Genomic DNA, 21,984 nt, shown 5'->3' with positions numbered 1-21,984 from the left:
AACCATCCGAATGAGAGTCTGGGCAGTTGCCAATCAAAAAGGTGGAGTCGGCAAGACCACCACCTCCATCGCCTTAGCCGGTTTGCTGGCCGAGGCGGGCAAGCGTGTGGTCGTAGTGGACCTGGACCCGCATGGCTCCATGACCAGTTATTTCGGCTACGACCCGGATGCGCTGGAGCACAGCTGCTACGACCTGTTCCTGCACAAGGGCAGCGTGCCGGCCGACCTGCCCGGGCAACTGCTGCTGCCCACCAGCAACGAGAGTATTTCCCTGTTGCCGTCGAGCACCGCGCTGGCCACCCTCGAGCGCCAGTCGCCGGGGCAGAGCGGCCTGGGCCTGGTGATCGCCAAGACCCTGGCGCAACTGTGGCAGGACTTCGACTACGCGATCATCGACAGCCCGCCTTTACTCGGCGTGCTGATGGTCAACGCCTTGGCGGCCAGCCAGCAACTGGTGATCCCGGTGCAGACCGAGCACCTCGCGGTCAAAGGCCTGGAACGTATGGTCAGTACCCTGGCGATGATCAACCGCTCGCGCAAGCAGGCGCTGCCGTTCAGCATCGTGCCTACCCTGTTCGACCGTCGCACCCAGGCGTCGCTGGGCACCTTGCGCGTGCTGCGCGATGCCTACCCGGACACCATCTGGAATGGCTACATCCCGGTGGACACGCGCCTGCGTGACGCCAGCCGCGCCGGCCTGACCCCGTCGCAGTTCGACGGTAAAAGCCGTGGCGTGCTGGCTTACCGCGCGTTGCTCAAGCACCTGCTGTCCCAGCAGCTTGTCGCGCAGGTGGCGTGATGAACCGTCCCATCGAACTCAAGACCCGGCCGCAACTGGCACTGGAATCCTACCTGGATGCCCTGCTGCAGGATGCGACCGAGGAAGAGCAGCCGATACTGGTATTGGAACCGGCCCTGGCGCCGGAAAGCACCCTGGATGAATTCCAGTTGGCGGTGCTGGAAGAACAGGCCCGCGATGCGCAGGTCGTGACCGCGCCGGTGGTGGTGCCAATCGCCCCGGCAGTTGTCGTGCCTGTGGTGGTCGAGCCAGTGGTCGTTGCCCCTGTCGTGGTCGAGCCGGTGGTGGAAGTGCACCTGCCGCCCAGCATCACGCCACCGCCGGTGGCCGGCGATGATCGCCCGGCCTGGGCCGCCGAGCCGTTCGAATGCCTGTTGTTCGACGTCGCCGGATTGACCCTGGCGGTGCCGCTGGTGTGCCTGGGCTCGATCTATTCCCTGGAAGGCCAGGAACTGACGCCGCTGTTCGGGCAACCGGAGTGGTTCCTCGGCATCCTGCCCAGCCAGGCCGGCAACCTCAAGGTGCTGGACACCGCGCGCTGGGTGATGCCCGACCGCTACCGCGATGATTTTCGCCAGGGCCTGCAATACGTGATCTCGGTGCAGGGCTACGAGTGGGGGCTGGCGGTGCATCAGGTCAGCCGCTCGTTGCGCCTGGACCCGAATGAAATCAAATGGCGCAGCCACCGGGGCCAACGGCCTTGGCTGGCGGGCACCGTGATCGAACACATGTGCGCGTTGCTCGACGTCGCCGAGCTGGCCGAGTTGATCGCCAGCGGCGCGGTCAAGACGCTGCCGGTGAATAAACGCAGTTGATTGAACAATAAGGGCCGCGCGGTTGCGCGGTCAGCGAAGCACACACGCCGTGTGAAGCGGCATTTGAAGGGGTCAGGGGTATGAATAAGTCAGCGTCCGCACAAGGTTTGGATGATCCGATCCTGCAATGGGTTACCTTCAAACTGGACAACGAGTCCTATGGCATTAACGTGATGCGCGTGCAGGAAGTGCTGCGCTACACCGAGATCGCGCCGGTCCCGGGTGCGCCAAGCTACGTGCTGGGTATCATCAACCTGCGCGGCAACGTGGTGACGGTGATCGACACCCGCCAGCGTTTCGGCCTGGTGCCGACCGAAGTCAACGACAACACCCGTATCGTCATCATCGAAGCCGACAAGCAAGTGGTCGGGATCATGGTCGACAGCGTGGCCGAAGTGGTTTATCTGCGCCAATCGGAAGTGGAAACCGCACCGAACGTGGGTAATGAAGAATCCGCCAAGTTCATCCAGGGCGTGTGCAACAAGAACGGCGAGCTGCTGATTCTGGTTGAGCTGGACAAGATGATGAGCGAAGAAGAATGGTCGGAACTGGAGAGCATCTGATTGTTCCTTGAGGCCGCAGTGATCATCCTGGCCCTGTTTTGGGCCGGGACCTTGGCATTCCTGCTGCGCTATGTGCGCCAGCAGCGTGAGTCGGTGGTGCAGCAGGCCGAGCGGGATGCCGTGCGTGACCGGCGCATCCTGGAGCTGGTCAAGCGTGTCGACCATTTCCAGCAGAGTGCAGTGAAGGTGGGGGACGAGGTGCATGAACTGCGCGCGATCCTCGGGCCGTTGCCGGACAAGCTTGCGCAGCTGGAGCAGCGTGATCCTTCGAGCCTGTCGTTTGCCCAGGCTGCCAAGCTGGTGGGGATGGGGGCTACGGTGGATGAGTTGACGCAGTCGTGTGGGTTGACCCAGGCTGAGGCGCAGTTGATGAGTAAGTTGCACAAGGGCTGACCTCTTGGGGGGTATCCGGATTTGGGGTCGTGGCTGACATTGGTTCCGCCCTTACGGCGGGTCACTTTTGAACAGCGCAAAAGTAACCAAAACGCTCTTGCCCCAACACTCGGCACCTCGCCTAGGCTCGGTGTGCCCTCACTCCGGCTTGAATCCGTGGGCCGCCGCAATGGGCCATCCCTGGCCCAGTGCGGCTAACCCGGCGTCCTGCCGGGTTACCCACGGATTCAAGCCTGCATTCGGCCAGCGTGTTTAATGGGGCGCCTAGATCAAGATCAAAAGCGACTCGCTTCGCATCGTAGGTACGCTTTTTGATCTCCGTTGGACTCGGCTTGCCGGCGAAAAAACGTGATGACGCCGCGTTTATTCTGGTACCCCACATCATCGTTAACGACCATCGCAGGCAAGCCAGCTCCCACAGGTTGACCGAGCTCGAGATAAGAATCCGGTCGGCTTTAAGGCCGCCGTGCTTTTGCTTTTGCTTTTGATCTTGATCTGAGGCGCCCCATCAAACACGCTGGCCGGAATTCGATATTGATTTGGGGGGGTAAACCGGCAGGGATGCCGGTTTAGCCGCCCCGCGCCATGGATGGCGCGTGGCGGCGGCCCCCCAAATCAATGTCGGATTACGGGCACACCGAGCGTGAGCGAGGTGCCGAGTGTTGGGGCAAGAGCCCTTTTGGTTACTTTTGGGGCTTTTCCAAAAGTGACCCGCTGTAAGAGCGGAACCATAAGCCGCCATTACCACAAAAACGGATATGCCCCCCAACCCCCCAACCCCCCAACCCCCCAACCCCCCAACCCCCCAACCCCCCCAAATTATTTCCACCCCCCACTGACTTTTTCCTCCCCACCCAAGGTCAACATCCTTCAAGCACCTTAGAACCCAGGAGACCCCCCCCATGTCCACCCACAAGGCACTGTTGATCCTCCACGGCAAGCAAGCCCTCAACGAGGACGTGCGCGCGGCCGTGCAGGCCCGGCGCGACCTGGGCTGGGAACTGGCGGTGCGGGTCACATGGGAAGGCGGCGACGCCCAGCGCCTGGTCAATGAAGCGCTGGACGGCGGCTACCCGCATATCATCGCCGGCGGCGGCGACGGCACCTTGCGCGATGTCGCCGAAGCCATGGCCCAGGCCAACACCGATGCCAGCCTGGTACTGATGCCCCTGGGCACCGCCAACGACTTCGCCCGCGCCGCCGGGGTCCCGCTGGAACCGGCCCAGGCCCTGGCATTGCTGGACGTGCCGCCCAAGGCGATCGACCTCGGCCGGGTCGGCGGGCAAATCTTCCTCAATATGGCCACCGGCGGCTTCGGCAGCCAGGTCACCGCCAATACCTCCGAGGACCTGAAGAAAGTGCTCGGCGGTGCCGCCTACCTGTTCACCGGCTTGACCCGTTTCAGCGAGTTGAAGGCCGCCTATGGCGAGCTGGAAGGCCCGGATTTTCACTGGAAAGGCGAACTGCTCGCGCTCGGGATCGGCAACGGGCGCCAGGCCGGGGGAGGGCATGTGCTATGCCCGGAGGCATTGGCCGATGATGGCTTGCTGGACGTCAGCATCCTGCCGGCGCCCCAGGAGGTGGTCGGCACCCTGCGCGAGCTGATGACCAACGGCTGGGGCCTGGACACCATGTTCGTCCGCGCGCGCCTGCCGTGGGTCAATATCAAGGTTGCACAGGGCCTGTACATCAACCTCGACGGCGAGCCGCTGGAAGGCGACGACTTGCACTTCGAGGCCGTGCCCAAGGCCTTGCGCGTGCACCTGCCGGTGAATTCGCCGTTAGTCGTCCAGGCTGATGATCTGCTCGCGCACCGCGAATAACACCAGGCCCGCCACGTCGAAAATCTGCAGGCGCTTCATGATTTGCGAACGGTGCGCTTCCACGGTCTTGATGCTCAGGCCCAGGCCGTGGGCGATTTCGCGGGTGGACTTGCCGCGCACGATCAAGCGCAGGATCTCCAACTGCCGGGCAGTGAGGTTATGGCTGTGGCCGGCGGGCGTGGTGGCGCCCTGGCCGCGCACCAGCGCCTGGTTGATCACGGTGTGGGCGATCGCCGGGCTCAGGTAGCGCTCGTTGTTGCGCAAGGCCAGCAGCGCGTGTTCCAGCTCGTTGGCGGTGGTGTCCTTGAGCAGGTAGCCATGGGCGCCGGACTCCAGCGCGCACATGATCAGTTCCGGGTCGGTGTGCATCGACAGGATCAGCACTTTGCTCTTGGGGTAGCCGCGCTTGAGTTGCTGCAAGGCATCCAGGCCGCCGGTGTGCTTCATCGACAGGTCCAGCAGCACGATATCCGGCAACAGCGCGCTGAACTGCTCCAGCAGTTGTGCGCCATCGCTGGCTTCGCCGATCACCGTATAGCCGGGTATGTCCTGGACCAGCGCGCGTACGCCGGCCCGGATCAGTGCATGGTCATCCACCAGGAGTAATTTGCAGGTCACTCGAGAACCTTAGGGGAACTGGCCCGTTCGAGGGCGCGGGGCGCCCAGGGGAAGAGCGCGTCGATCCGTGTCCCTTTGCCTGGCTGGCTGCTGACGGACAAGGTGCCCCCCAGCTGATCAATCCGCTCCGACATGCCGGCCATGCCCCGTTGACCTTCCAGGCCGGGGTTGATGGCAGGCGAAAAGCCCAGGCCGTCATCGCTGATAAACAGCGACAGGCCTTCGGGCAGGCGTTGCAGGCGTACCAGCAAATTGCGCGCCTGGGCGTGGCGTAGCATGTTGGTCACCGCTTCCTGGGTAATGCGAAAGGCCGCCACGGCCATTTCTTCCGGGATGCCGGTCAGCCGTTGCTGGCATTCCAGGCTCCAGTGAATCGGGGTGTTTTCCAGGGTCTTGAGCAGGTGCGCGCGCAGGCTCGCTTCCAGGCCCAGGCTGGCCAGCTGGCGCGGGTTGAGGATGGCGGAGACGTCACGCACCTTGGCCAGGGTTTCGTTGAGGGTGTTGCACAGCACCGTGCATTGGCTCTGCAGGTCTTCCGGCAGGCGGCGTTTGAGCCACTCGCTTTGCAGCTTGGCGGCGGTCAGTAGCTGGCCGATATCGTCATGCAGTTCGCGGCTGAGGCGGTGGCGCTCGTTTTCCTGCACCTGCAGCAGGCGGTCGGCAAGTTCCTGGGGCTGGAACTTGATGGACTTGCGTGAGCGCCACTGCTGCAGGCCAACCACCACTACGATCGCCAGGTTCAACAGCACCACCACCAGCGGCATCGGCTCGGCGCGGGCGTAGGTCCACAGACTGAGCAGCAGCGAGCCAAGGCACAAGGCGAGGACCAGGCGTCGAGCATGGCTGCGGGACACGGACCTGGCGAGGAGTGACTTGAAGTTGGCGTACATAGCGGATGGAGCCAATGAGGGTTCGCTGCGGGAAGACCGGTCACGGCGGCTGACAGGGCTTTGTGTGGAATGCGTGGCCGAATCGTTTTTATACATGATGAAGTTGAGTTACTTCGAGCGGGGCATAGTATCACCCCTGTAACCGTTGGTCGCCTGGCACTTTGCTTTTGCCGTGCCTATATCCAGGCAAATACCCGGGCGGTAACCACAGAGTTTGGAACAGTGGGAAGTTGTATTATCGAAGTTGGTTTGTATCGATATGTCCGTTAGTGGCTATTTGATATTTATTCCGGTCGTTTTTAGATAACTCAGGGTGCGAATACGACCTGTCATTGGTTCAGGACGTGTGATGCATTCGTTGTTGCGGTTTGCTGCTGAAGTCTTTTTGTGGGATCTGCAGGATGACCGTGGCAATCAAGGTCGTTTGCTCGGTTTCATCCAGGGTCAGTTGGCCGGTCTTGGCGTCGATGAGTTCCAGCTGCCAGGCCAGTAACGTCAGGCAATCATGCAGCGCATCCAGGGCCTGGTCATGCAGGTGCAGAGGGTTTTCGGCATTCGCGATCAGGTACTGGATGTGCCGCGAGAACTCGCTGATGGCCTGCAGCGCCAGGGCGTCGGCCTTTTCGGCGAGCTTGATCAGGCTGATTTTCATGCAGTCGATCGCGTCGCTGTCATTGCGGATCATATGCAGATGACTGAGGCACTCTTCGGACTTGGCCAGTAGCTTCTCGGCTTCATGCAGAAACTCGGGAAGTGCAAGTTGCCACTCGTTACCGTCGTTCATCATGCAAGTCTCCACAACTTAAGGTCGGGTGATGAGATGTCGCACCGGGTGAATGGCTTAAAACTAGCGCTGAAATATGACTGAAATCTGTAGGTCGCTTCTGAGATTTCAGTAGGACGCTTATTTGAATGATGGCGACGGCGGTGCGTGGCCCTCATGAGCGGGGTCCGTTGCACACCTTCAGTTACCCTCGCGTGGAGGTCTGGAAGGCCCGTGGGCCGAGGGCTTGGGATGGCAAACAAAAGCCTGACTCCATTCATGCATTGAGAATGGCGTCACATTAATGGCTATTAGATATTGCGAATATCAGGTTGGGCCCGATTGTGTCTAAGGGAATCCCTTAGATAGCGGAACCTTGCGTCGATTTGAATGTCGCGCAACGTCGCTGCACCGCCTCTGGAGCGGCGTTCGCAGTAAACCATGATGTCAGTGTGACATCAATGAATTTACATGGCATTTTACCAGGGTCAAGGTCTGGCGCTCGCCGCCGATAACCTCTCCATGCAATGCACTCACCCTCGCGCCACACTTTCAGCGCACACCAGGAGCTTTTAATGGCCGGCATTCTCGACACGGTAGACCAACGCACGCAACTGGTGGGTGAGAATCGCCTGGAAATCCTCATGTTTCGCCTGGCCGGGCGCCAGCTGTTCGCGATCAACGTGTTCAAGGTCCAGGAAGTCCTGCAACTGCCCAAGTTGACCTTGATGCCCCAGCGCCACCCGTTCGTGTGCGGCGTGGTCAACCTGCGTGGCCAGACGCTGCCCGTGATCGACCTGTCCCAGGCGATTGGCATGCGCCCCTTGGTGCCTGGGCCGAACAGCACGATTATCGTCACCGAGTACAACCGCTCGGTGCAGGCGTTCCTGGTGGGCGGTGTGGACCGCATCGTCAACATGAACTGGGAGGCTATCCTGCCGCCGCCGACCAGCGCCGGGCGCCAGCACTACCTCACCGCCATCAGCAAGGTCGATGACCAGTTGGTGGAGATCATCGACGTGGAAAAAGTCCTCGCCGAAATCGTGCCATACAACGCCAAGGTCTCCCGCGAAAAACTCGACGACCCGGTACTGGAACGTGCGCGTGGCCGCGAAGTGCTGCTGGTCGACGACTCCAATGTGGCCTTGTCGCAACTGCGCGACACCCTCGGCCAGTTGGGTGTGAAGATGCACATCGCCAGTGACGGCCTCAAGGCGCTGAACATGCTCAAGGCCTGGGCCGACGGCGGCCAGGTGATGACCGACAAACTGCTGATGATCTTCACCGACGCCGAAATGCCCGAGATGGACGGTTACCGCCTCACCACCGAGATCCGCAACGACCCGCGCCTGCGTGGGCTGTATGTGGTGTTGCACACGTCGCTGTCGGGCAGCTTCAACGATTCGATGGTGAAGAAGGTCGGTTGCGACAACTTCCTGTCCAAATTCCAGCCCGACAAACTCGTCGATGTGGTGCGTCAGCGTCTGATGCTGGACGAAGTACCGGCTTGACCTTAGGGTGACGGCTTTGCCCCTCAGGAATGCAGGCCCATGCTTCGTCTCAGCGCGTTGTACCGTTACCCCTTGAAGTCCGGCAAGGCCGAGAGCCTGCAACACATCGGCCTGGATAAGCTGGGGCTGGACGGGGATCGACGCTGGATGCTGGTGGACGAGGCCAGTGGGCGTTTCCTCACGCAACGGGCCGTGGCGAAGATGAGCCAGTTGTCGGCGCTGTGGAGCAGCAGCGGTGGCCTGAGCTTGAGTTCGCCCGGGTATGCGCCGCTGGACGTGGCGTTGCCGGCCGGCGACGCCGCGTTGCGCGGTGTGACCATCTGGCGCGACACCCTGCGCGTGCCGGACGCAGGCGACGAAGCGGCGGCGTGGGTCAGTGACTTTATCGGCAAGCCGACCAGGCTGGTGCATATCCCCCTTGAACGCGCGCGTACCACCGAAGCGGGCTACGGGCGCGATGACGACCAGGTCGCGTTCGCCGATGGTTACCCGTTGCTGCTGATCGGCCAGGCCTCCCTGGACGACCTCTCGCAACGCATCGGCCGGCCCATGGAGATGCTGCGCTTTCGCCCCAACCTTGTGATCGAAGGCAGCGACGCGTTTGCCGAAGACGGCTGGAAGCGCCTGCGCATTGGCGATGTAGAGTTCCGCGCGGTCAAGCCGTGCTCACGTTGCATCCTCACCACCATCGACCCGCACACCGGCGAACGTAGTGCCGACCGCGAGCCTTTCGCGACCCTCGAGGCATATCGCAAGACCGAAAACGGCGCGATTTTTGGCCAGAACCTGGTCAATGACGGCGTGGGCCGGCTTGAAGTTGGCATGCCGGTGACGCTGCTTGAATAGGGTGCCGCGCGCATAAAAAATGCCCGTCTCGCAGGAGACGGGCATTTTTTTGACCGGTCGACGGCTTAGCCGCGGTATTCGCACAGGTAAGCGGTGTCCACGGCGACCTTCAGCTGGAACTTGCTGTTGGCCGGTACGTTGAACTGGCTGCCGGCGGCGAAGGTTTCCCAGTCGCTGGCGTCGGGCAGCTTGACGGTCAGGGCGCCGGACACCACGTGCATGATTTCACGCTGGGCGGTGCCGAATTCGTATTCACCCGGGGCCATGACGCCGATGGTCGCCGGCCCTTCAGCGGTGCCGAAAGCGATCGACTTGACGGTGCCGTCGAAGTACTCGTTGACTTTAAACATGGGCGATTCCTCGGAAAGTGGGTTAAGGCTTCCTGCTTCCTGCAGGCGCCCGATGCAAGGCTTGAGGGCCTCATCGGCGGCAAGCCGGCGCCTGCAGGAAGAGCAGATTACGCAAAAAGGCTGGCCAGTATGCCCAAGCCTTCGGGAGCTGCCTAGACCGGCAAAATCAGCGGCAGCAGCCGGGCGGTGTTGCGCGCGTCTTCCAGTGCCCGATGTTGCTGCCCATGGAACTGCATTCCCGCCAATTGCAGGGCGGCGTTGAGCCCCAGCGGCTTGTCCAGGCGCCGGGCCTTGGCGAAGCGCTGCTTGAGGTTTACATGGGGCGTGTGGGCGAGTGCGCTGGCCAGCTCATGGCGCTGCCATTCCAGTTCCAGTTGCACACGGTCGTAGTCACCCCAGCTGGCCCAGCCTTCCAGGCGTGCCTGGTGCTGGCCCAGCCAGCGCTCGAACAGCGACCACACCTCGATCATCGGCAACGCGCTGTCGATATTCGCCTGGGTGATGTGGGTCAGCTTGCGACAAAAGGGCGTCAACAAGGGCCGACGCAGGGGCCGTACGAAGCGCTGGAAGTGGTCCAGCTCGCGGCCCTGGCGGTTCACCAGGCTCGCGCCGATCTCGATGACTTCCATCTCCGTCACGGGCCAGCCGCCGTCATCCGTCGTGGCTTCAAGGTCAATAATCAGCCAATGAGGCATTGTGCAGCTTCCCGTACTCATCCCTTACTGATGGGGATAGAGCGTAGCCCGGCCCTGTAGTTCCCGCCCAGCGCTTAATCGATCTCGAGCAAAACCTGGCGATTGCGCACCTGATCGCCGGCAGTCACCTGCACGCCCTTGACCACGCCGTCCCTGTCGGCCTTCAGCGGATGCTCCATTTTCATCGCCTCCAGCACCAGCAACAGCTGGCCTTTGCTCACGGTGTCGCCGGCGCTGACCCGCACATCGACGATGGCACCATCCATCGGGGCCTTGACCCGGCCGCTGCCGGCGTCCGCCTGGCGCTCGACGACCTGCTGGGTGCGGTTGGTCACGGTGATGCCGGGCAGCCACAGTTGGTCGCCATCAAGGTGATAGGCGATACGCCGGCGGATGCCATTGATGATCAGGCTGGCCCAGCGCCCGTCGGTGGCAAGGGGGTGGATGTCGAGGCCGTTGGCGTACAGGCGCTCGTTCTCCAGCACGCTGACCGCGACTTCGCGGACCTCGTCGTGGACGGCCAGGCGGTAGGTCCACGCCAGCGTGGCGTTGTTGCGCCAGCCCGCCAACCCCTGGCGATGCTGGCCGGCGCTGTGCTGATAAAACAGCGCGGCGGCCACGGCGAGTTGTTCCTCGGTCGCCGCCAGGGCTGGCACCTCGCTGAAGTGTTCGGCAATAAACCCGGTACTGAAGTCAGCGCTGACAAAACCCGGGAGCTTGAGCAGGTCGGCCAGCAGGTGCTGATTGCTCGCCACCCCCAGCAGCACCGTGTCTTCCACCGCGCGTAGCAGCTTGCGCCGGGCCTCTTCGCGGGTGGCGCCGTGGGCGATGATTTTGCCCAGCATCGGGTCGTAGAACGGGCTGATGCGTTGGCCCTCCAGCACGCCATGGTCAACCCGCACGCCCGCCGCCGGTTGCCAATGCAGGACCTTGCCGGTTTGCGGCAGAAAGCCCTGCGCCGGGTCTTCGGCGTACAGGCGCACCTCCATGGCGTGGCCGCTGAGGGTCACGCCTGCCTGGTCCAGCGGCAGGGGGTGGCCGGCGGCGATCTGCAGTTGCCAGTCCACCAGGTCGAGGCCGGTGATCAATTCGGTGACCGGATGCTCCACCTGCAGGCGGGTGTTCATTTCCAGAAAGTAGAACTGGCCGTTGCGATCGAGCAGGAACTCGACGGTGCCGGCGCCGACATAATTCACCGCGCGTCCCGCCCTGAGTGCAGCTTCGCCCATTGCCTGGCGCAGCGCCGGCGTCATCACCGGGCAGGGTGCTTCTTCGATGATTTTCTGATGGCGCCGCTGGATCGAGCAGTCACGCTCACCCAAGTAAATGAGGTGGCCGTGGCTGTCGCCAAATACCTGGATTTCAACGTGGCGCGGCTCGATCAACGCCTGTTCGAGGATCAGTTCGTCACTGCCGAAGGCGTTTTTCGCCTCCGAGCGGGCGGTGTGCAGGTTATCCAACAGCGCCTCGGACTGATGCACCAGGCGCATGCCTCGACCGCCGCCGCCGGCGCTGGCCTTGATCATCAAGGGATAGCCGATGCGCTCGGCTTCTCGCTGAAGTGTGCTGTCGTCCTGGGCCGCGCCCTGGTAGCCAGCGATACACGGCACCCCGGCCTCGAGCATGGCGAGTTTGGATAGGCGCTTGCTGCCCATCAGCTCGATGGCCTCGGCGCTGGGGCCGATGAACGTCAGGCCGGCGTGTTGGCAGGCGCGGGCGAACGCGGGGTTTTCCGACAGAAAGCCGTAGCCGGGGTGCACCGCATCGGCGCCGGTGAGCCTGGCCGCCGCGATAATTGCCGGGATATTCAGGTAGGACTGCTGCACCGGCGCAGGCCCGATATTCACCGCCTCGTCGGCCATCTGCACATGCAGCGCCTGCGCGTCGGCGTCGCTGTAGACCGCAACCGTGCGGTAGCCCAGGGCCTGGGCGGTGCGCTGGATGCGGCAGGCGATTTCGCCGCGGTTGGCGATCAGGATCTTGGTGAAGTCGGGCATGGGCTTATCCCTTGACTGATGGGGTGATGGTTCGGGCCTCATTGCGGGCAGGTCGCACCGCCGCTCTCACCATTGGAATGCATTTCCCTGTGGGCGCTGGCTTGCCTGCGAAGACGTCATTTGCACCAGCGCGGTTTGCGTTTCTGCACAAACGCCTGCGTCCCCTCAATCCCTTCTTCACTCCTCACCGCCTCGGCAAACCACTGCGCGCCGCGATCCAGCACCGCTTCAAGCGGCTCATCCACACTCGCCAGCAACAGGGATTTGGTCCGTCCATTCGCTTCCGGCGCGCAGCGCAGTACCTGCCCCAGCACCTCGTCCAGGCGCTCCGCCAATGCCTGCGGGTCGCGCTCGGTGAAGTGCACGACGCCCAGCCGCTCGGCTTCAAGGCCGTCAAAGCGCGCTGCCGTGAGTGCCAGTCGGCGGGCCTGGGTCAAGCCGATACGCTTGACCACGAACGGCGCAATCTGCGCCGGCAGCAAGCCCAGGCTGGTCTCCGGCAAACCGAACTGCGCCTGGTGATCGGCAATCGCGATATCACTCACGCACGCCAGGCCAAAGCCGCCGCCCAGCACCGCGCCTTGCAGCACCACGATCACGACTTGGGGAACCGCCTCGACTTCTTGCAACAGGGTGCCAAACGCCCGGTTCAGCGCCTGGAGTTGATTGCCCGCCGTGACCAGGTCCTTCACATCGGCCCCGGCGCAGAAATGCCCGCCGGCGCCGCTGATCACCAAGGCGCGCACCTGGCCGTCGAGTTGCGCCAGCACCGCGCGCAGTTCATTGACCATTTCCAGGCTCATCGCATTACGGTTTTCAGGGCGATTGAGGGTGATGTGCAGCACGCCGTTATGCGGCTCCAGCAAGAGCGTGTTCATGCTTTTTTCCCCGGCAAGGTGCCCATCAGTTTGCAGATGATGCCCAGCATGATTTCGTCGGCGCCGCCGCCAATCGAGACCAGGCGCACATCGCGATAAGCCCGCGCCACCGGGTTGTCCCACATGAAGCCCATGCCGCCCCAGTATTGCAGGCAACTGTCGCTGACTTCACGGCCCAGGCGCCCGGCCTTGAGCTTGGCCATGGAAGCCAGGCGCGTCACGTCCTGGCCTTTGATGTATTGCTCGGTGGCCTGGTAGACCAGTGCGCGCAGGCATTCGATTTCGGTGGCCAGTTCGGCCAGGCGAAAGTGGATGACCTGGTTGTCGATCAGCGCCTTGCCGAAGGTCTGACGCTCCTGGCAATAGGCGATGGTGCTGTCGATGCAGTACTCCAGGCCCTTGATCATATTGGCCGCGCCGAACAGCCGTTCTTCCTGGAACTGCAGCATCTGCATCATGAAGCCTGCGCCTTCGTGGCCGATGCGGTTGCGCTGTGGCACGCGCACGTCATCGAAAAACACCTGGGCCGTTTCCGAACTGTGCATGCCGAGCTTTTCCAGGGACGGGCTGACGCTGATCCCCGGGGTGTTCATCGGCACCATGATCAGCGACTTGTTGATGTGCGGCTTGTCATCGGAAGTGTTGGCCAGCAGGCAGATAAAATCGGCGCTGGGCGAGTTGGTGATCCACATTTTGCTGCCGTTGATCACATAGTCGTCGCCGTCCTTGCGCGCGTGGGTTTTCAGCCCGGCCACGTCGGAACCGGCGCCGGTTTCCGACACGCCGATACAGCCCACCTGTTCGCCGCTGATGGCCGGGCGCAGGAATTCATCGCGCAATTCATCGGAACCGAAGCGGGCGAGGGCAGGGGTGCACATGTCGGTCTGCACGCCGATGGACATGGGGATGCCACCGCAGCGGATGGTGCCGAACTCTTCGGCGGCGACGATCGAATAGCTGTAGTCCAGGCCCATGCCGCCGAACTGTTCCGGCTTGGAGATGCCCAGCAGGCCGAGGTCGCCGGCCTTGCGAAAGATCTCGTGGATGGGGAAGCGCCCGGCTTTTTCCCATTCATCCACATGGGGGTTGATCTCGCGGTCGACGAAGGCGCGGACGGTGCGGCGCAGTGCCTGGTGTTCCTGGGTGAAGATCATTGTTGTTGTTCTCCTGAGCGTTAGAAACGCGCCACACCAAAGCTGTTGGGCTGCAACTGCCGCACATCAGCCTCATGACAAATATCCAGCAGCAACCCCAGCAGCGTGCGGGTATCGCGGGGATCAATCAGCCCGTCATCCCACAGATTCGCACTGCCATACAGCGCAGTGGATTGGCTGTCGAGCTTCTGCGCCGTGACCTGCTCGAGCATGTCCATCACCTTGGGATCCGGCACCAGGCCGTCCTTCAACTGTTTGGCCTCGGTGACAATCCGCAGCACCTTGCCCGCCTGCGCACCCCCCATGACCGCCGTGCGGCTGTTGGGCCAGGCGAAGATAAACCGCGGGTCCAGGCCACGCCCGCACATCGCATAGTTGCCGGCGCCGTACGAACCGCCGACCACCACCGTGAGTTTAGGCACCCGCGCGTTGGCCACCGCCTGGATCATCTTCGCACCGTGCTTGATCACGCCTTGTTGCTCCGACTCGGTGCCCACCATGAACCCGGTGGTGTTGTGCAGGAACAGCAGCGGGGTACGGCTCTGGTCGCACAGTTGGATGAACTGGGCGGCCTTGCTCGCGCCCTTGGGCGTGATCGGGCCGTTGTTGCCGATCACGCCGACGGCGCGCCCCTGGATCTGCAGGTGGCCGCAGACCGTGTGGGCATCGAACTCGCCCTTGAACTCGAGGAACTGCGAGCCGTCCGCCAGCCGCGCGAGGATCTCGCGCACGTCATAGGGTTTCTTCGGATCATCGGGGATCAACCCCAACAGCTCGTCGATGGGATACAGCGGCTCGGCATACGCCCGTCTCGACGCCGGCGGCAGGCGCTCATCCCACGGCAACAGGCTGACAATCTCGCGCACGATGCGCACGCCGTCGGCATCGTTTTCCGCCAGGTATTCGGCGGTGCCGGCGGTTTGCGCATGCATCTCGGCGCCGCCCAGTTCTTCATCCGTGGCGACTTCACCGGTGGCGGCCTTGAGCAGCGGCGGTCCGGCGAGGAACAGCTTGGCCTTGCCGCGCACCACCACCACGTAGTCCGACAGCCCCGGCTGATACGCCCCACCTGCAGTGGCCGAGCCGTGCACCACGGTGATCTGCGGCAAGCCCATGGCCGACATGCGCGCCTGGTTGGCGAAGCTGCGCGCGCCTTCGACGAAAATCTCGGCGGCATAGTTGAGGTTGGCCCCGCCGCTTTCGGCCAGGGTCACCACCGGCAATTTGTTCTCCATGGCGATCTGTTGCAGGCGCAGGGATTTCTTCAGGCCCGTGGGGGAAATGGTGCCGCCCTTGATCGCGCTGTTATTGGCCACCACCAGCATGCGCACGCCGCTGACGTAGCCGATGCCGGCGATCAAGCCGCCGCCGGCGGCGCTGCCGTCCTTGTCATCATGCAGTTTGTAGCCGGCCAGGCTCGCCAGTTCGAGGAACGGTGCGCCGGGGTCGAGCAGCAAATTGAGGCGTTCGCGTGGCAGCAGTTGGCCGCGCTGGTCGAACTTCGGTTTGGCCGCCTGCGCCTTGGCGAGCAGCGCGTGTTCCAGCTGGCGCAGGTGTTGGATGCCTTCCAGCATGGCTTCGCGGTTCTGCGCAAACTGCGGGCTGTGGGTGTCGATCAGGCTTTCAATCACCGGCATGGTTCAGCGCTCCGCCTTGAGGACATCGGGCAGGTACGCGCGGTGAAAGCCGTTGAACGGTTCACTCGGCGACGCGGCCTTGTGCAACGGCCAGGCGCGGCTGCCCAGGCTGGCGGCGCCGTCGATGCGCAGGGTGCTGCCGCTGACAAAGGCCGCGGCGGGGCTGAGCAGAAACACGATGGCCGCGCTGACTTCCGACTCGGTGCCGATCCGCTTGAGCGGCACGTGTTCACGCAGGCTCGGGATCACCGCCTTGAACGCGCCCTCGTAAGTGTCCATGCCACTGGAGGCGATCCAGCCCGGCGCCACGGCATTGACCCGCACCCCGGCATACCCCCATTCGAAGGCGGCGGTCTTGGTGAAGTTGTCCATGCCCGAGCGTGCCGCGCCGGAGTGGCCCATGCCGGGCATGCCGCCCCACATGTCGGCAAGCATGTTGACGATGGCACCGCCATGCTTGCTCATCGACTGGTTGAACACTTCCCGCGCCATCAGGAAACCGCCCACCAGGTTGGTGCGCAGGACCGTTTCGAAGCCCTTCTGATTGATCGACGCGAGCGGCGACGGGTACTGGCCGCCGGCGTTATTCACCAGGCCATGCACAGGGCCATGTGCTTGAATGATCTGCGTGACCAGCGCTTTCACCGCCTCTTCATCACGAATATCGCAGGCCTGCCAATGGGCAGTGCCGCCATCCTCGGCAATTTCCGCCGCGACCTTCTGCAGCTTTTTCGGCTTGCGTCCGACCAGGATCACGCGGGCGCCAAGGGCCGCCAGTTCGTGGGCGGTGCAGCGGCCAATCCCGCTGCCACCGCCGGTGACGATCACGGTGTGTCCCTGGAACAGGTCGGCTTTGAAGATCGAATCGAAGGCCACGGCAACGCTCCTTTAAGTGAGTTGATCAGCGATGTGTTGCGGCACGGCGATGGGAATTTCCAGCAGTTGCTGGGCGAAGGCCTTGCCTTGCGGGTCGATGCGCAGGCTGGCGATGCCGCCACCGCCCAGGGCGTTCTCCAGCAGGAAGTTGAGGCTGTGGCTGCCGGGCAGGTACCAGCGTTCGACGCGGCCGTGCACGGGGTCGAGCACGTGGCCCATCCAGTCGACGATGACTTCCGGGGTCAATGCCTCGGCGATCCACGGCAGGTACTCCGGCGCGCGCGCGATCACGCCGATATTGCTGTGGTTGCCCTTGTCGCCGGAGCGCGCCACGGCCAGCTTCACCAACGGCACACTGGCGTCCGCGCGGCCTTGGGGTTTGGGCGGATCCACGGCAGCGGCCGGCAGGAGAGGGGCGTCGGCGGTCGGCAGCGCGCAGGCGTGTTTGTCGCCCTGGAAGTCGATCACCACCTCACAGGCGGACTTGTCGATCAGGAATGAAAACAGGCGAATCAGCGGGTACACCGTCGGGCGTCCCCCGACAATGCCGGTCAGCCCCGGCGCCATGCCGGTGGCCGCCTGGGCGATCTCGCGGGCGAACAGCACCAAGGCCTGTTTGCTCGGGTGCCGCACCGCCAGTTTCACCACCACCTCGCGGCAATCCTGGCGCTGGGCGTGGGCGCCGTAGGTGGCCTCGCTGCCGAGCAGCTCGATGTTCACGTCGGTGTAGGGCGCCCAGCCGCGCTGGCTGAAGAGTTCGGCGGTCTTGTTGATGATCGCCTGGCTGACGCGCTCGGCCTTGGCTACCGCGTCGATGCCGGCAATCAGGCAACTGGCGGTGCAGCGAAAGCCGTCCGGGTAAGTCGCACTGACCTTGTACTGGTCGGTCGGCGGCAAGCCCCTGGCACCGTGCAGGCGCACGCTGTGTTTGCCTTGCTGGTGCAATTTGACCTGGCTGAAATCGCAGATCACATCGGGCAAGAAGTAGGCGCGTGGGTCGCCGATCTCATACAGCAGTTGCTCGGCCACGCTGAGTTCGCTGATCAGGCCGCCCGTGCCATCGACCTTGTTCACGGTGAACTGGCCGTCGGCACTCACTTCGACGATGGGAAAGCCGATGTGCTCGTAGTCCGGCACGTCGCGCCAATCGGTAAAGTTGCCGCCGGTGCATTGCGCGCCGCACTCGATGATGTGCCCGGCCAGTGCCGCCTGGGCCAGGCGGTCATAGTCCTGCCAGGACCAGTCGAAGGCATGCACCAGCGCTGCGCTGACCACCGCGCTGTCGACCACGCGACCGGTGATCACGATATCCGCACCCAACTGCAGTGCCTGGACAATCCCGGGTGCGCCGAGGTAGGCATTGGCCGACACGCACAGTGGCGGCAGCGGCGCGCCGTTGAACATATCGGTGATGCCGTGCAGGTGCTTGAGTTGAGGGTGCAGGTCGTCGCCCAGCAACACGGCGATTTTCAGCGGGACCTGGGCCTTGTCGCAGGCCGCTTGCAGGGCGGCGGCGCAGGCCTGCGGGTGGATACCGCCGGCGTTGCTGATCACGCGGATGCCCTGGCGCTGGATCTCGCCGAGCAGCGGCGTCAACACTTCGACAAAATCCGTGGCGTAGCCGGCCTGGGGATCTTTGATCCGCGCACCGGCGAGGATCGACAGGGTGACTTCCGCCAGGTAGTCGAACACCAGGTAATCCAGTGCGCCGCCGTGCACCAATTGGGCGGCGGCCGTGCATGTGTCGCCCCAGAAGGCGCTGGCGCAGCCGATACGAACCGTCTTGCTCATGAGAAATCCTTCCTCGAATGGCTGGCAACGAGACTACCAAGCAAGCGCTTGGTTTGTAAACTCCAGACACAAGTTTTGCCCAAGCGCTTGCTTGGGTGGCGGCCACGGCCTAAATTGCCGGCCAAGACGTCCGTAGAAGTAGAGGAGAGCAGCATGGATGAGCAAAAAGCCCTGCGGGTGATGCGCACCATGGTCGACGGTGGCCAATTGACTGACCCCGACAGTGCCCGGGGCAAGTTGCTGCAGACCGCGGCTCACCTGTTTCGCAACAAGGGATTTGAACGCACTACGGTGCGCGACCTGGCCGGTGCCGTGGGCATCCAGTCCGGCAGCATCTTTCATCACTTCAAGAGCAAGGACGAGATCCTGCGGGCGGTGATGGAGGAAACCATTCATTACAACACGGCGATGATGCGCGCCTCGCTCGAAGAGGCGACCACCGTGCGCGAACGCGTGCTGGCGCTGATCCGTTGCGAGTTGCAGTCGATCATGGGCGGCAGTGGCGAAGCCATGGCGGTGTTGGTCTATGAATGGCGTTCGCTGTCGGCCGAGGGCCAGGCCCAGGTACTGGCCCTGCGCGATGTATATGAACAGATCTGGCTGCAGGTGCTGGGTGAGGCCAAGGCGGCGGGCTACATCAAGGGCGATGTGTTTATCACCCGGCGTTTCCTCACCGGTGCGCTGTCCTGGACCACCACCTGGTTTCGCGCCGAGGGCAGCCTGACGCTGGAAGAGTTGGCTGAAGAAGCCCTGCTGATGGTGTTGAAGCCCGACTGAGGCGCAAGCTATTCATTTGACGGTGAAAAAGTTGTCTCGCCAGACAAAAACGCCTAGCTTATCGCCATTAACGTAGTGAACGGTGTGTGCCTTGATGTTTTCGCCATGGCGGCTGGCTGCAGGACTTACTTTTTGGGCACTGGGCACCGCGTGGTGGATGCCGGCTTCGGCTGCGCAATTGGTACGGATCGGCGCCGCGCACTTTCCACCCTACACCGTGCGCCCCGAGCAGGGCGCCGACACCGGGCTGCTGCCGCAGTTGGTCGAAGCGCTCAACGCTTCACAGGCCGACTACCAGTTTGTGCTGGTGCCCACCTCCATCCCGCGACGTTTTCGTGATTTCGAGCAGGGCCGTATTGACATGGCCATTTTCGAAAACCCCGACTGGGGCTGGCAGAAAATTCCTCACACCAGCGTGGACATGGGCCTGGAAGACGCGGAAATCTTCGTCGCCCAGCGGCAGCTCGATCGCGGCCAGGACTATTTCACCGACCTCACCGGCAAACGCCTGGCGGTGTTCAGCGGTTATCACTACGCCTTCGCGCATTTCAACCCTGACCCCAAGTACCTGGCCGAGCAGTTCAACGCCACGTTGACGTATTCCCATGACAGCAACCTGCTGATGGTGGTGCGTGGGCGTGCGGATATTGCGCTGGTCACGCGTTCCTACCTGAGTGATTTCCTGGTGCGCAATGCGGACATGGCCGGCCAGTTCCTGGTTTCGGAGCGCATCGACCAGGTCTATCACCACTACGCCTTGCTGCGCCCCAAGGCGCCGATCACCGGCGCAGCCTTTTCCGCCTTGCTCAAACGCCTGCGTGACAGCGGCGAGCTGCTGAAGATTTTCGAACCCTATCGCATTGACGTCATGCCGACGCCCTGAAGGCTAAATTTCCTAGCGCTGCTCACGTCATCTCAACCAACGGTTGACGATGTTTGCGAGTGTCCTTCATGTCACATCCCACTGATCTTTGCGGCCTTTCCCACGGTGAAGTCCTGCGGCGTTTCGATGCGCGGTTGGCGGCGCTGGTGCATTACTTCTACCTGGATGCGCAGTGTGCAGAAGGGGCCGCAGGCTCCGCGCAGAATCGTTGTCCCCATTGCCAGCGAGAATTCGACTTCGCCCATAAACGCGCGGCGCTGCTGATTCTTGGCGCGCAACGGGCCGGCCCTTCGCGCATCAACGTTTAGACCCGGCGTGCAAACGTATCGCTGTGGCTGCCCGAGACCTTGCGGCAATGCACCAGCGCGTCGCGGATCATGAAGTTCACCAGGGTCGGCGAGACGCCGAGTTCCTTGGCGATGTCCTTTTGCGGCACGCCGTGCAGGCGGTACATCTCGAACGCGTAGCGGGTGCGCTGCGGCAGCTCCGTCAGGGCGTCGGCGATGTTTTCCAGGGTATTGAAGTTGATGTGCGAGGTTTCCGGTGAAGCGCCGTGAATAACCACATTCAAGCCTTCCTCTTCCGTCCCGGAGTATTTGAGCTCCAGGGCCTGCTTGCGGTAGTGATCGATCGCCAGGTTGCGCACGATCTGGAACAGATAGCTCAACTGGGCCTTGAACGACGAGGTGATCGTCGGCGCGGATTGCAGCCGGAAGTAGGCGTCCTGCACTACGTCTTCGGCCCGCGAGCGGCAGCCGGTAATACGTGCCGCGATCTTCACCAATATCAGTCGATTGTCGACGAAAGCCTGGAGAAGTGGTGAGTCGCACCTGCCTGTGGTTACTGGTTCCGTCATGGAAATCACCTTGTCGCAAAAGAGGTTAGGGGAGGGCGTCCTTGCTGAGGCCTCCTACACATCGGGCAACAAATTATGCTTAATGATAATGATTGTCAAATGAGAAGACGAACTAATCTTATGCTTTCTTGTTAGATGTGAACCACGTCGCGCTCGCTCCCGGCGACTAATTATTTGCCGGTGCCGTCCGTTCTTCTGGGTGACAGGTCCGTTAGTAAAACGGCCAAGGATCAGCCCCCGCAGGAGGACGAAATGGGTTTCTATCGTGCATACAGCGTGTTTCAGTTTGGAGTCGTCGGCCGATGACTGCGCCGACGCGACTGCGCCTGTTTTGCCTGCCCTATTCGGGTGCCAGCGCCATGGTCTACGCGCGTTGGCGCCGAGCCCTGCCGGAATGGCTGCACGTGTGCCCGCTGGAATTGCCCGGGCGCGGCATGCGCATGGACGAGCCCCTGCAGCGCGATATCAAGGCCCTGGCGGCGCAGCTCGCGGAAGAAATCAGCCGCGACTTGAGCGGCCCCTACGCCTTGTTCGGCCACAGCCTCGGCGGCCTGCTGGCGTTCGAACTGGCACATGCCTTGAAGGCGCGCGGTGTGCCCGCGCCGCTCGCGTTGTTTGCCTCCGGCACATCCGGGCCGGCGCGCCGGGATGTCAGCGAATACGCCATCGAGAAAACCGATGAGCAGCTGATCGCCCGCCTGCGCGAGCTGCAAGGCACCGCCGAAGAAGCCCTGGCCAACCCCGAGTTGATGCAGTTGATGCTGCCGATCCTGCGCGCCGATTTCCTGCTGTGCGGCAGCTTCATCTATGGCCAGCGCACGCCGCTGGACATGCCGATCCATGTGTTCGGCGGCAAGCAGGACAGCGTGCGCGCCGACCAGTTGCTCGACTGGCAACTCGATGCCGCCAGCGGCTTTTCCCTCGACATGTTCGACGGTCACCACTTCTTCCTTGTGCAGCACGAAAGCGCCGTATTGCGCTGCGTGCGCCGTTACGCCGATGAACACCTGGCCCGCTGGCGCAATGGCGCGGCGCGGCAACTGGCCGCCGGCTGACAGCTCCCCACTTC

23 protein-coding genes are annotated in these 21,984 nt (G+C 62.9%); 11 read left to right on the top strand and 12 right to left on the bottom strand.

Translation table 11 applies throughout. The features are described 5' to 3' along the window. The first annotated feature begins 10 nt into the window (after positions 1-10). The 5 genes from NTD80_RS29795 (at position 11) to yegS (ending at position 4,393) form a co-directional block, all read left to right on the top strand. The gene (locus NTD80_RS29795) at positions 11-799 is read left to right on the top strand and encodes a ParA family protein (RefSeq protein WP_014719332.1); all 789 of its coding nucleotides are present in this window, start codon (positions 11-13) and stop codon (positions 797-799) included. Further along, positions 799-1,614: a CheW domain-containing protein gene (locus tag NTD80_RS29790; RefSeq protein WP_106803040.1), complete on the top strand. Its 816-nt coding sequence runs from the start codon at positions 799-801 to the stop codon at positions 1,612-1,614. Before NTD80_RS29795 ends, NTD80_RS29790 begins: the two co-directional genes overlap by 1 nt. 80 nt (positions 1,615-1,694) lie before the next feature. Next, positions 1,695-2,177, top strand: coding sequence for a chemotaxis protein CheW (locus NTD80_RS29785; RefSeq protein ID WP_010564003.1), 483 nt, complete (start codon positions 1,695-1,697; stop codon positions 2,175-2,177). Continuing rightward, positions 2,178-2,570 carry a DUF2802 domain-containing protein gene (locus tag NTD80_RS29780; RefSeq protein WP_262135808.1) on the top strand — a complete coding sequence of 131 codons (393 nt, stop codon included), beginning with the start codon at positions 2,178-2,180 and terminating at the stop codon, positions 2,568-2,570. It begins immediately after the preceding gene. A 902-nt stretch (positions 2,571-3,472) separates the two neighbouring features. After that, positions 3,473-4,393: a lipid kinase YegS gene (gene yegS, locus NTD80_RS29775; protein ID WP_262135807.1), complete on the top strand. Its 921-nt coding sequence runs from the start codon at positions 3,473-3,475 to the stop codon at positions 4,391-4,393. Here yegS and NTD80_RS29770 read toward each other — a convergent pair. The 3 genes from NTD80_RS29770 to NTD80_RS29760 form a co-directional block, all read right to left on the bottom strand. After that, complete coding sequence (locus tag NTD80_RS29770) at positions 4,352-5,011, bottom strand: response regulator transcription factor (protein WP_106803042.1); 660 nt, start codon at positions 5,009-5,011, stop codon at positions 4,352-4,354. The genes yegS and NTD80_RS29770 overlap by 42 nt on opposite strands. Beyond that, complete coding sequence (locus NTD80_RS29765) at positions 5,008-5,901, bottom strand: sensor histidine kinase (RefSeq protein WP_262135816.1); 894 nt, start codon at positions 5,899-5,901, stop codon at positions 5,008-5,010. Before NTD80_RS29765 ends, NTD80_RS29770 begins: the two co-directional genes overlap by 4 nt. A 337-nt stretch (positions 5,902-6,238) precedes the next feature. Continuing rightward, positions 6,239-6,688, bottom strand: a complete 450-nt coding sequence (locus tag NTD80_RS29760; protein WP_201145654.1) for a hypothetical protein — start codon at positions 6,686-6,688, stop codon at positions 6,239-6,241. Positions 6,689-7,239: 551 nt separating this feature from the next. On the opposite strand from NTD80_RS29760, the gene NTD80_RS29755 reads away from it, so the two are divergent. Further along, positions 7,240-8,175 carry a chemotaxis protein CheV gene (locus tag NTD80_RS29755; RefSeq protein WP_262135806.1) on the top strand — a complete coding sequence of 312 codons (936 nt, stop codon included), beginning with the start codon at positions 7,240-7,242 and terminating at the stop codon, positions 8,173-8,175. Between the two features lie 39 nt (positions 8,176-8,214). Then, on the top strand, positions 8,215-9,021 hold the full coding sequence (locus NTD80_RS29750) for an MOSC domain-containing protein (RefSeq protein ID WP_262135805.1): 807 nt from the start codon (positions 8,215-8,217) through the stop codon (positions 9,019-9,021). Positions 9,022-9,086: 65 nt separating this feature from the next. Here the strand turns inward: NTD80_RS29750 and NTD80_RS29745 are convergent, their stop codons facing one another. The 8 genes from NTD80_RS29745 to NTD80_RS29710 form a co-directional block, all read right to left on the bottom strand. Continuing rightward, positions 9,087-9,371, bottom strand: coding sequence for a pyrimidine/purine nucleoside phosphorylase (locus NTD80_RS29745; RefSeq protein WP_058424671.1), 285 nt, complete (start codon positions 9,369-9,371; stop codon positions 9,087-9,089). 152 nt (positions 9,372-9,523) lie between these two features. Then, positions 9,524-10,066 (bottom strand): exonuclease domain-containing protein, encoded by a 543-nt coding sequence (locus NTD80_RS29740; RefSeq protein WP_065903525.1) that lies wholly within the window; start codon positions 10,064-10,066, stop codon positions 9,524-9,526. Between the two features lie 74 nt (positions 10,067-10,140). Continuing rightward, positions 10,141-12,063, bottom strand: a complete 1,923-nt coding sequence (locus NTD80_RS29735; RefSeq protein WP_262135804.1) for an acetyl/propionyl/methylcrotonyl-CoA carboxylase subunit alpha — start codon at positions 12,061-12,063, stop codon at positions 10,141-10,143. Between the two features lie 116 nt (positions 12,064-12,179). Next, complete coding sequence (locus tag NTD80_RS29730; protein ID WP_262135803.1) at positions 12,180-12,941, bottom strand: enoyl-CoA hydratase/isomerase family protein; 762 nt, start codon at positions 12,939-12,941, stop codon at positions 12,180-12,182. Next, complete coding sequence (gene atuD / locus NTD80_RS29725; protein ID WP_262135802.1) at positions 12,938-14,095, bottom strand: citronellyl-CoA dehydrogenase; 1,158 nt, start codon at positions 14,093-14,095, stop codon at positions 12,938-12,940. Before atuD ends, NTD80_RS29730 begins: the two co-directional genes overlap by 4 nt. A 20-nt stretch (positions 14,096-14,115) precedes the next feature. Then, complete coding sequence (locus NTD80_RS29720; RefSeq protein WP_262135801.1) at positions 14,116-15,732, bottom strand: acyl-CoA carboxylase subunit beta; 1,617 nt, start codon at positions 15,730-15,732, stop codon at positions 14,116-14,118. 3 nt (positions 15,733-15,735) lie between these two features. Further along, complete coding sequence (locus NTD80_RS29715) at positions 15,736-16,608, bottom strand: SDR family oxidoreductase (RefSeq protein ID WP_262135800.1); 873 nt, start codon at positions 16,606-16,608, stop codon at positions 15,736-15,738. Between the two features lie 12 nt (positions 16,609-16,620). Continuing rightward, positions 16,621-18,399: an acyclic terpene utilization AtuA family protein gene (locus tag NTD80_RS29710; RefSeq protein WP_262135799.1), complete on the bottom strand. Its 1,779-nt coding sequence runs from the start codon at positions 18,397-18,399 to the stop codon at positions 16,621-16,623. Between the two features lie 153 nt (positions 18,400-18,552). Here NTD80_RS29710 and NTD80_RS29705 point away from each other — a divergent pair, with 153 nt between their 5' ends. From NTD80_RS29705 to NTD80_RS29695, 3 genes are all read left to right on the top strand, one after another. Next, positions 18,553-19,176, top strand: a complete 624-nt coding sequence (locus NTD80_RS29705; RefSeq protein WP_106803048.1) for a TetR/AcrR family transcriptional regulator — start codon at positions 18,553-18,555, stop codon at positions 19,174-19,176. 94 nt (positions 19,177-19,270) lie between these two features. Further along, a complete protein-coding gene (locus tag NTD80_RS29700; protein ID WP_083221366.1) occupies positions 19,271-20,059 on the top strand; it encodes a substrate-binding periplasmic protein in 789 nt (262 codons plus the stop codon). Between the two features lie 68 nt (positions 20,060-20,127). Further along, on the top strand, positions 20,128-20,367 hold the full coding sequence (locus tag NTD80_RS29695; RefSeq protein ID WP_262135798.1) for a hypothetical protein: 240 nt from the start codon (positions 20,128-20,130) through the stop codon (positions 20,365-20,367). On the opposite strand, the gene NTD80_RS29690 is transcribed toward NTD80_RS29695, so the two are convergent. Further along, entirely contained in the window at positions 20,364-20,915 is a 552-nt protein-coding gene (locus NTD80_RS29690) for an RNA polymerase factor sigma-70 (protein ID WP_106803049.1), read from the bottom strand. The genes NTD80_RS29695 and NTD80_RS29690 overlap by 4 nt on opposite strands. 302 nt (positions 20,916-21,217) lie before the next feature. Here NTD80_RS29690 and NTD80_RS29685 point away from each other — a divergent pair, with 302 nt between their 5' ends. After that, the gene (locus NTD80_RS29685; RefSeq protein ID WP_262135797.1) at positions 21,218-21,970 is read left to right on the top strand and encodes a thioesterase II family protein; all 753 of its coding nucleotides are present in this window, start codon (positions 21,218-21,220) and stop codon (positions 21,968-21,970) included. Positions 21,971-21,984 lie beyond the last annotated feature (14 nt).

This window comes from Pseudomonas sp. 13B_2.1_Bac1 (assembly GCF_025466155.1).
In the GTDB taxonomy this organism is placed as follows: domain Bacteria; phylum Pseudomonadota; class Gammaproteobacteria; order Pseudomonadales; family Pseudomonadaceae; genus Aquipseudomonas; species Aquipseudomonas aylmerensis.
This window is presented reverse-complemented; position numbering and strand designations above follow the sequence as displayed.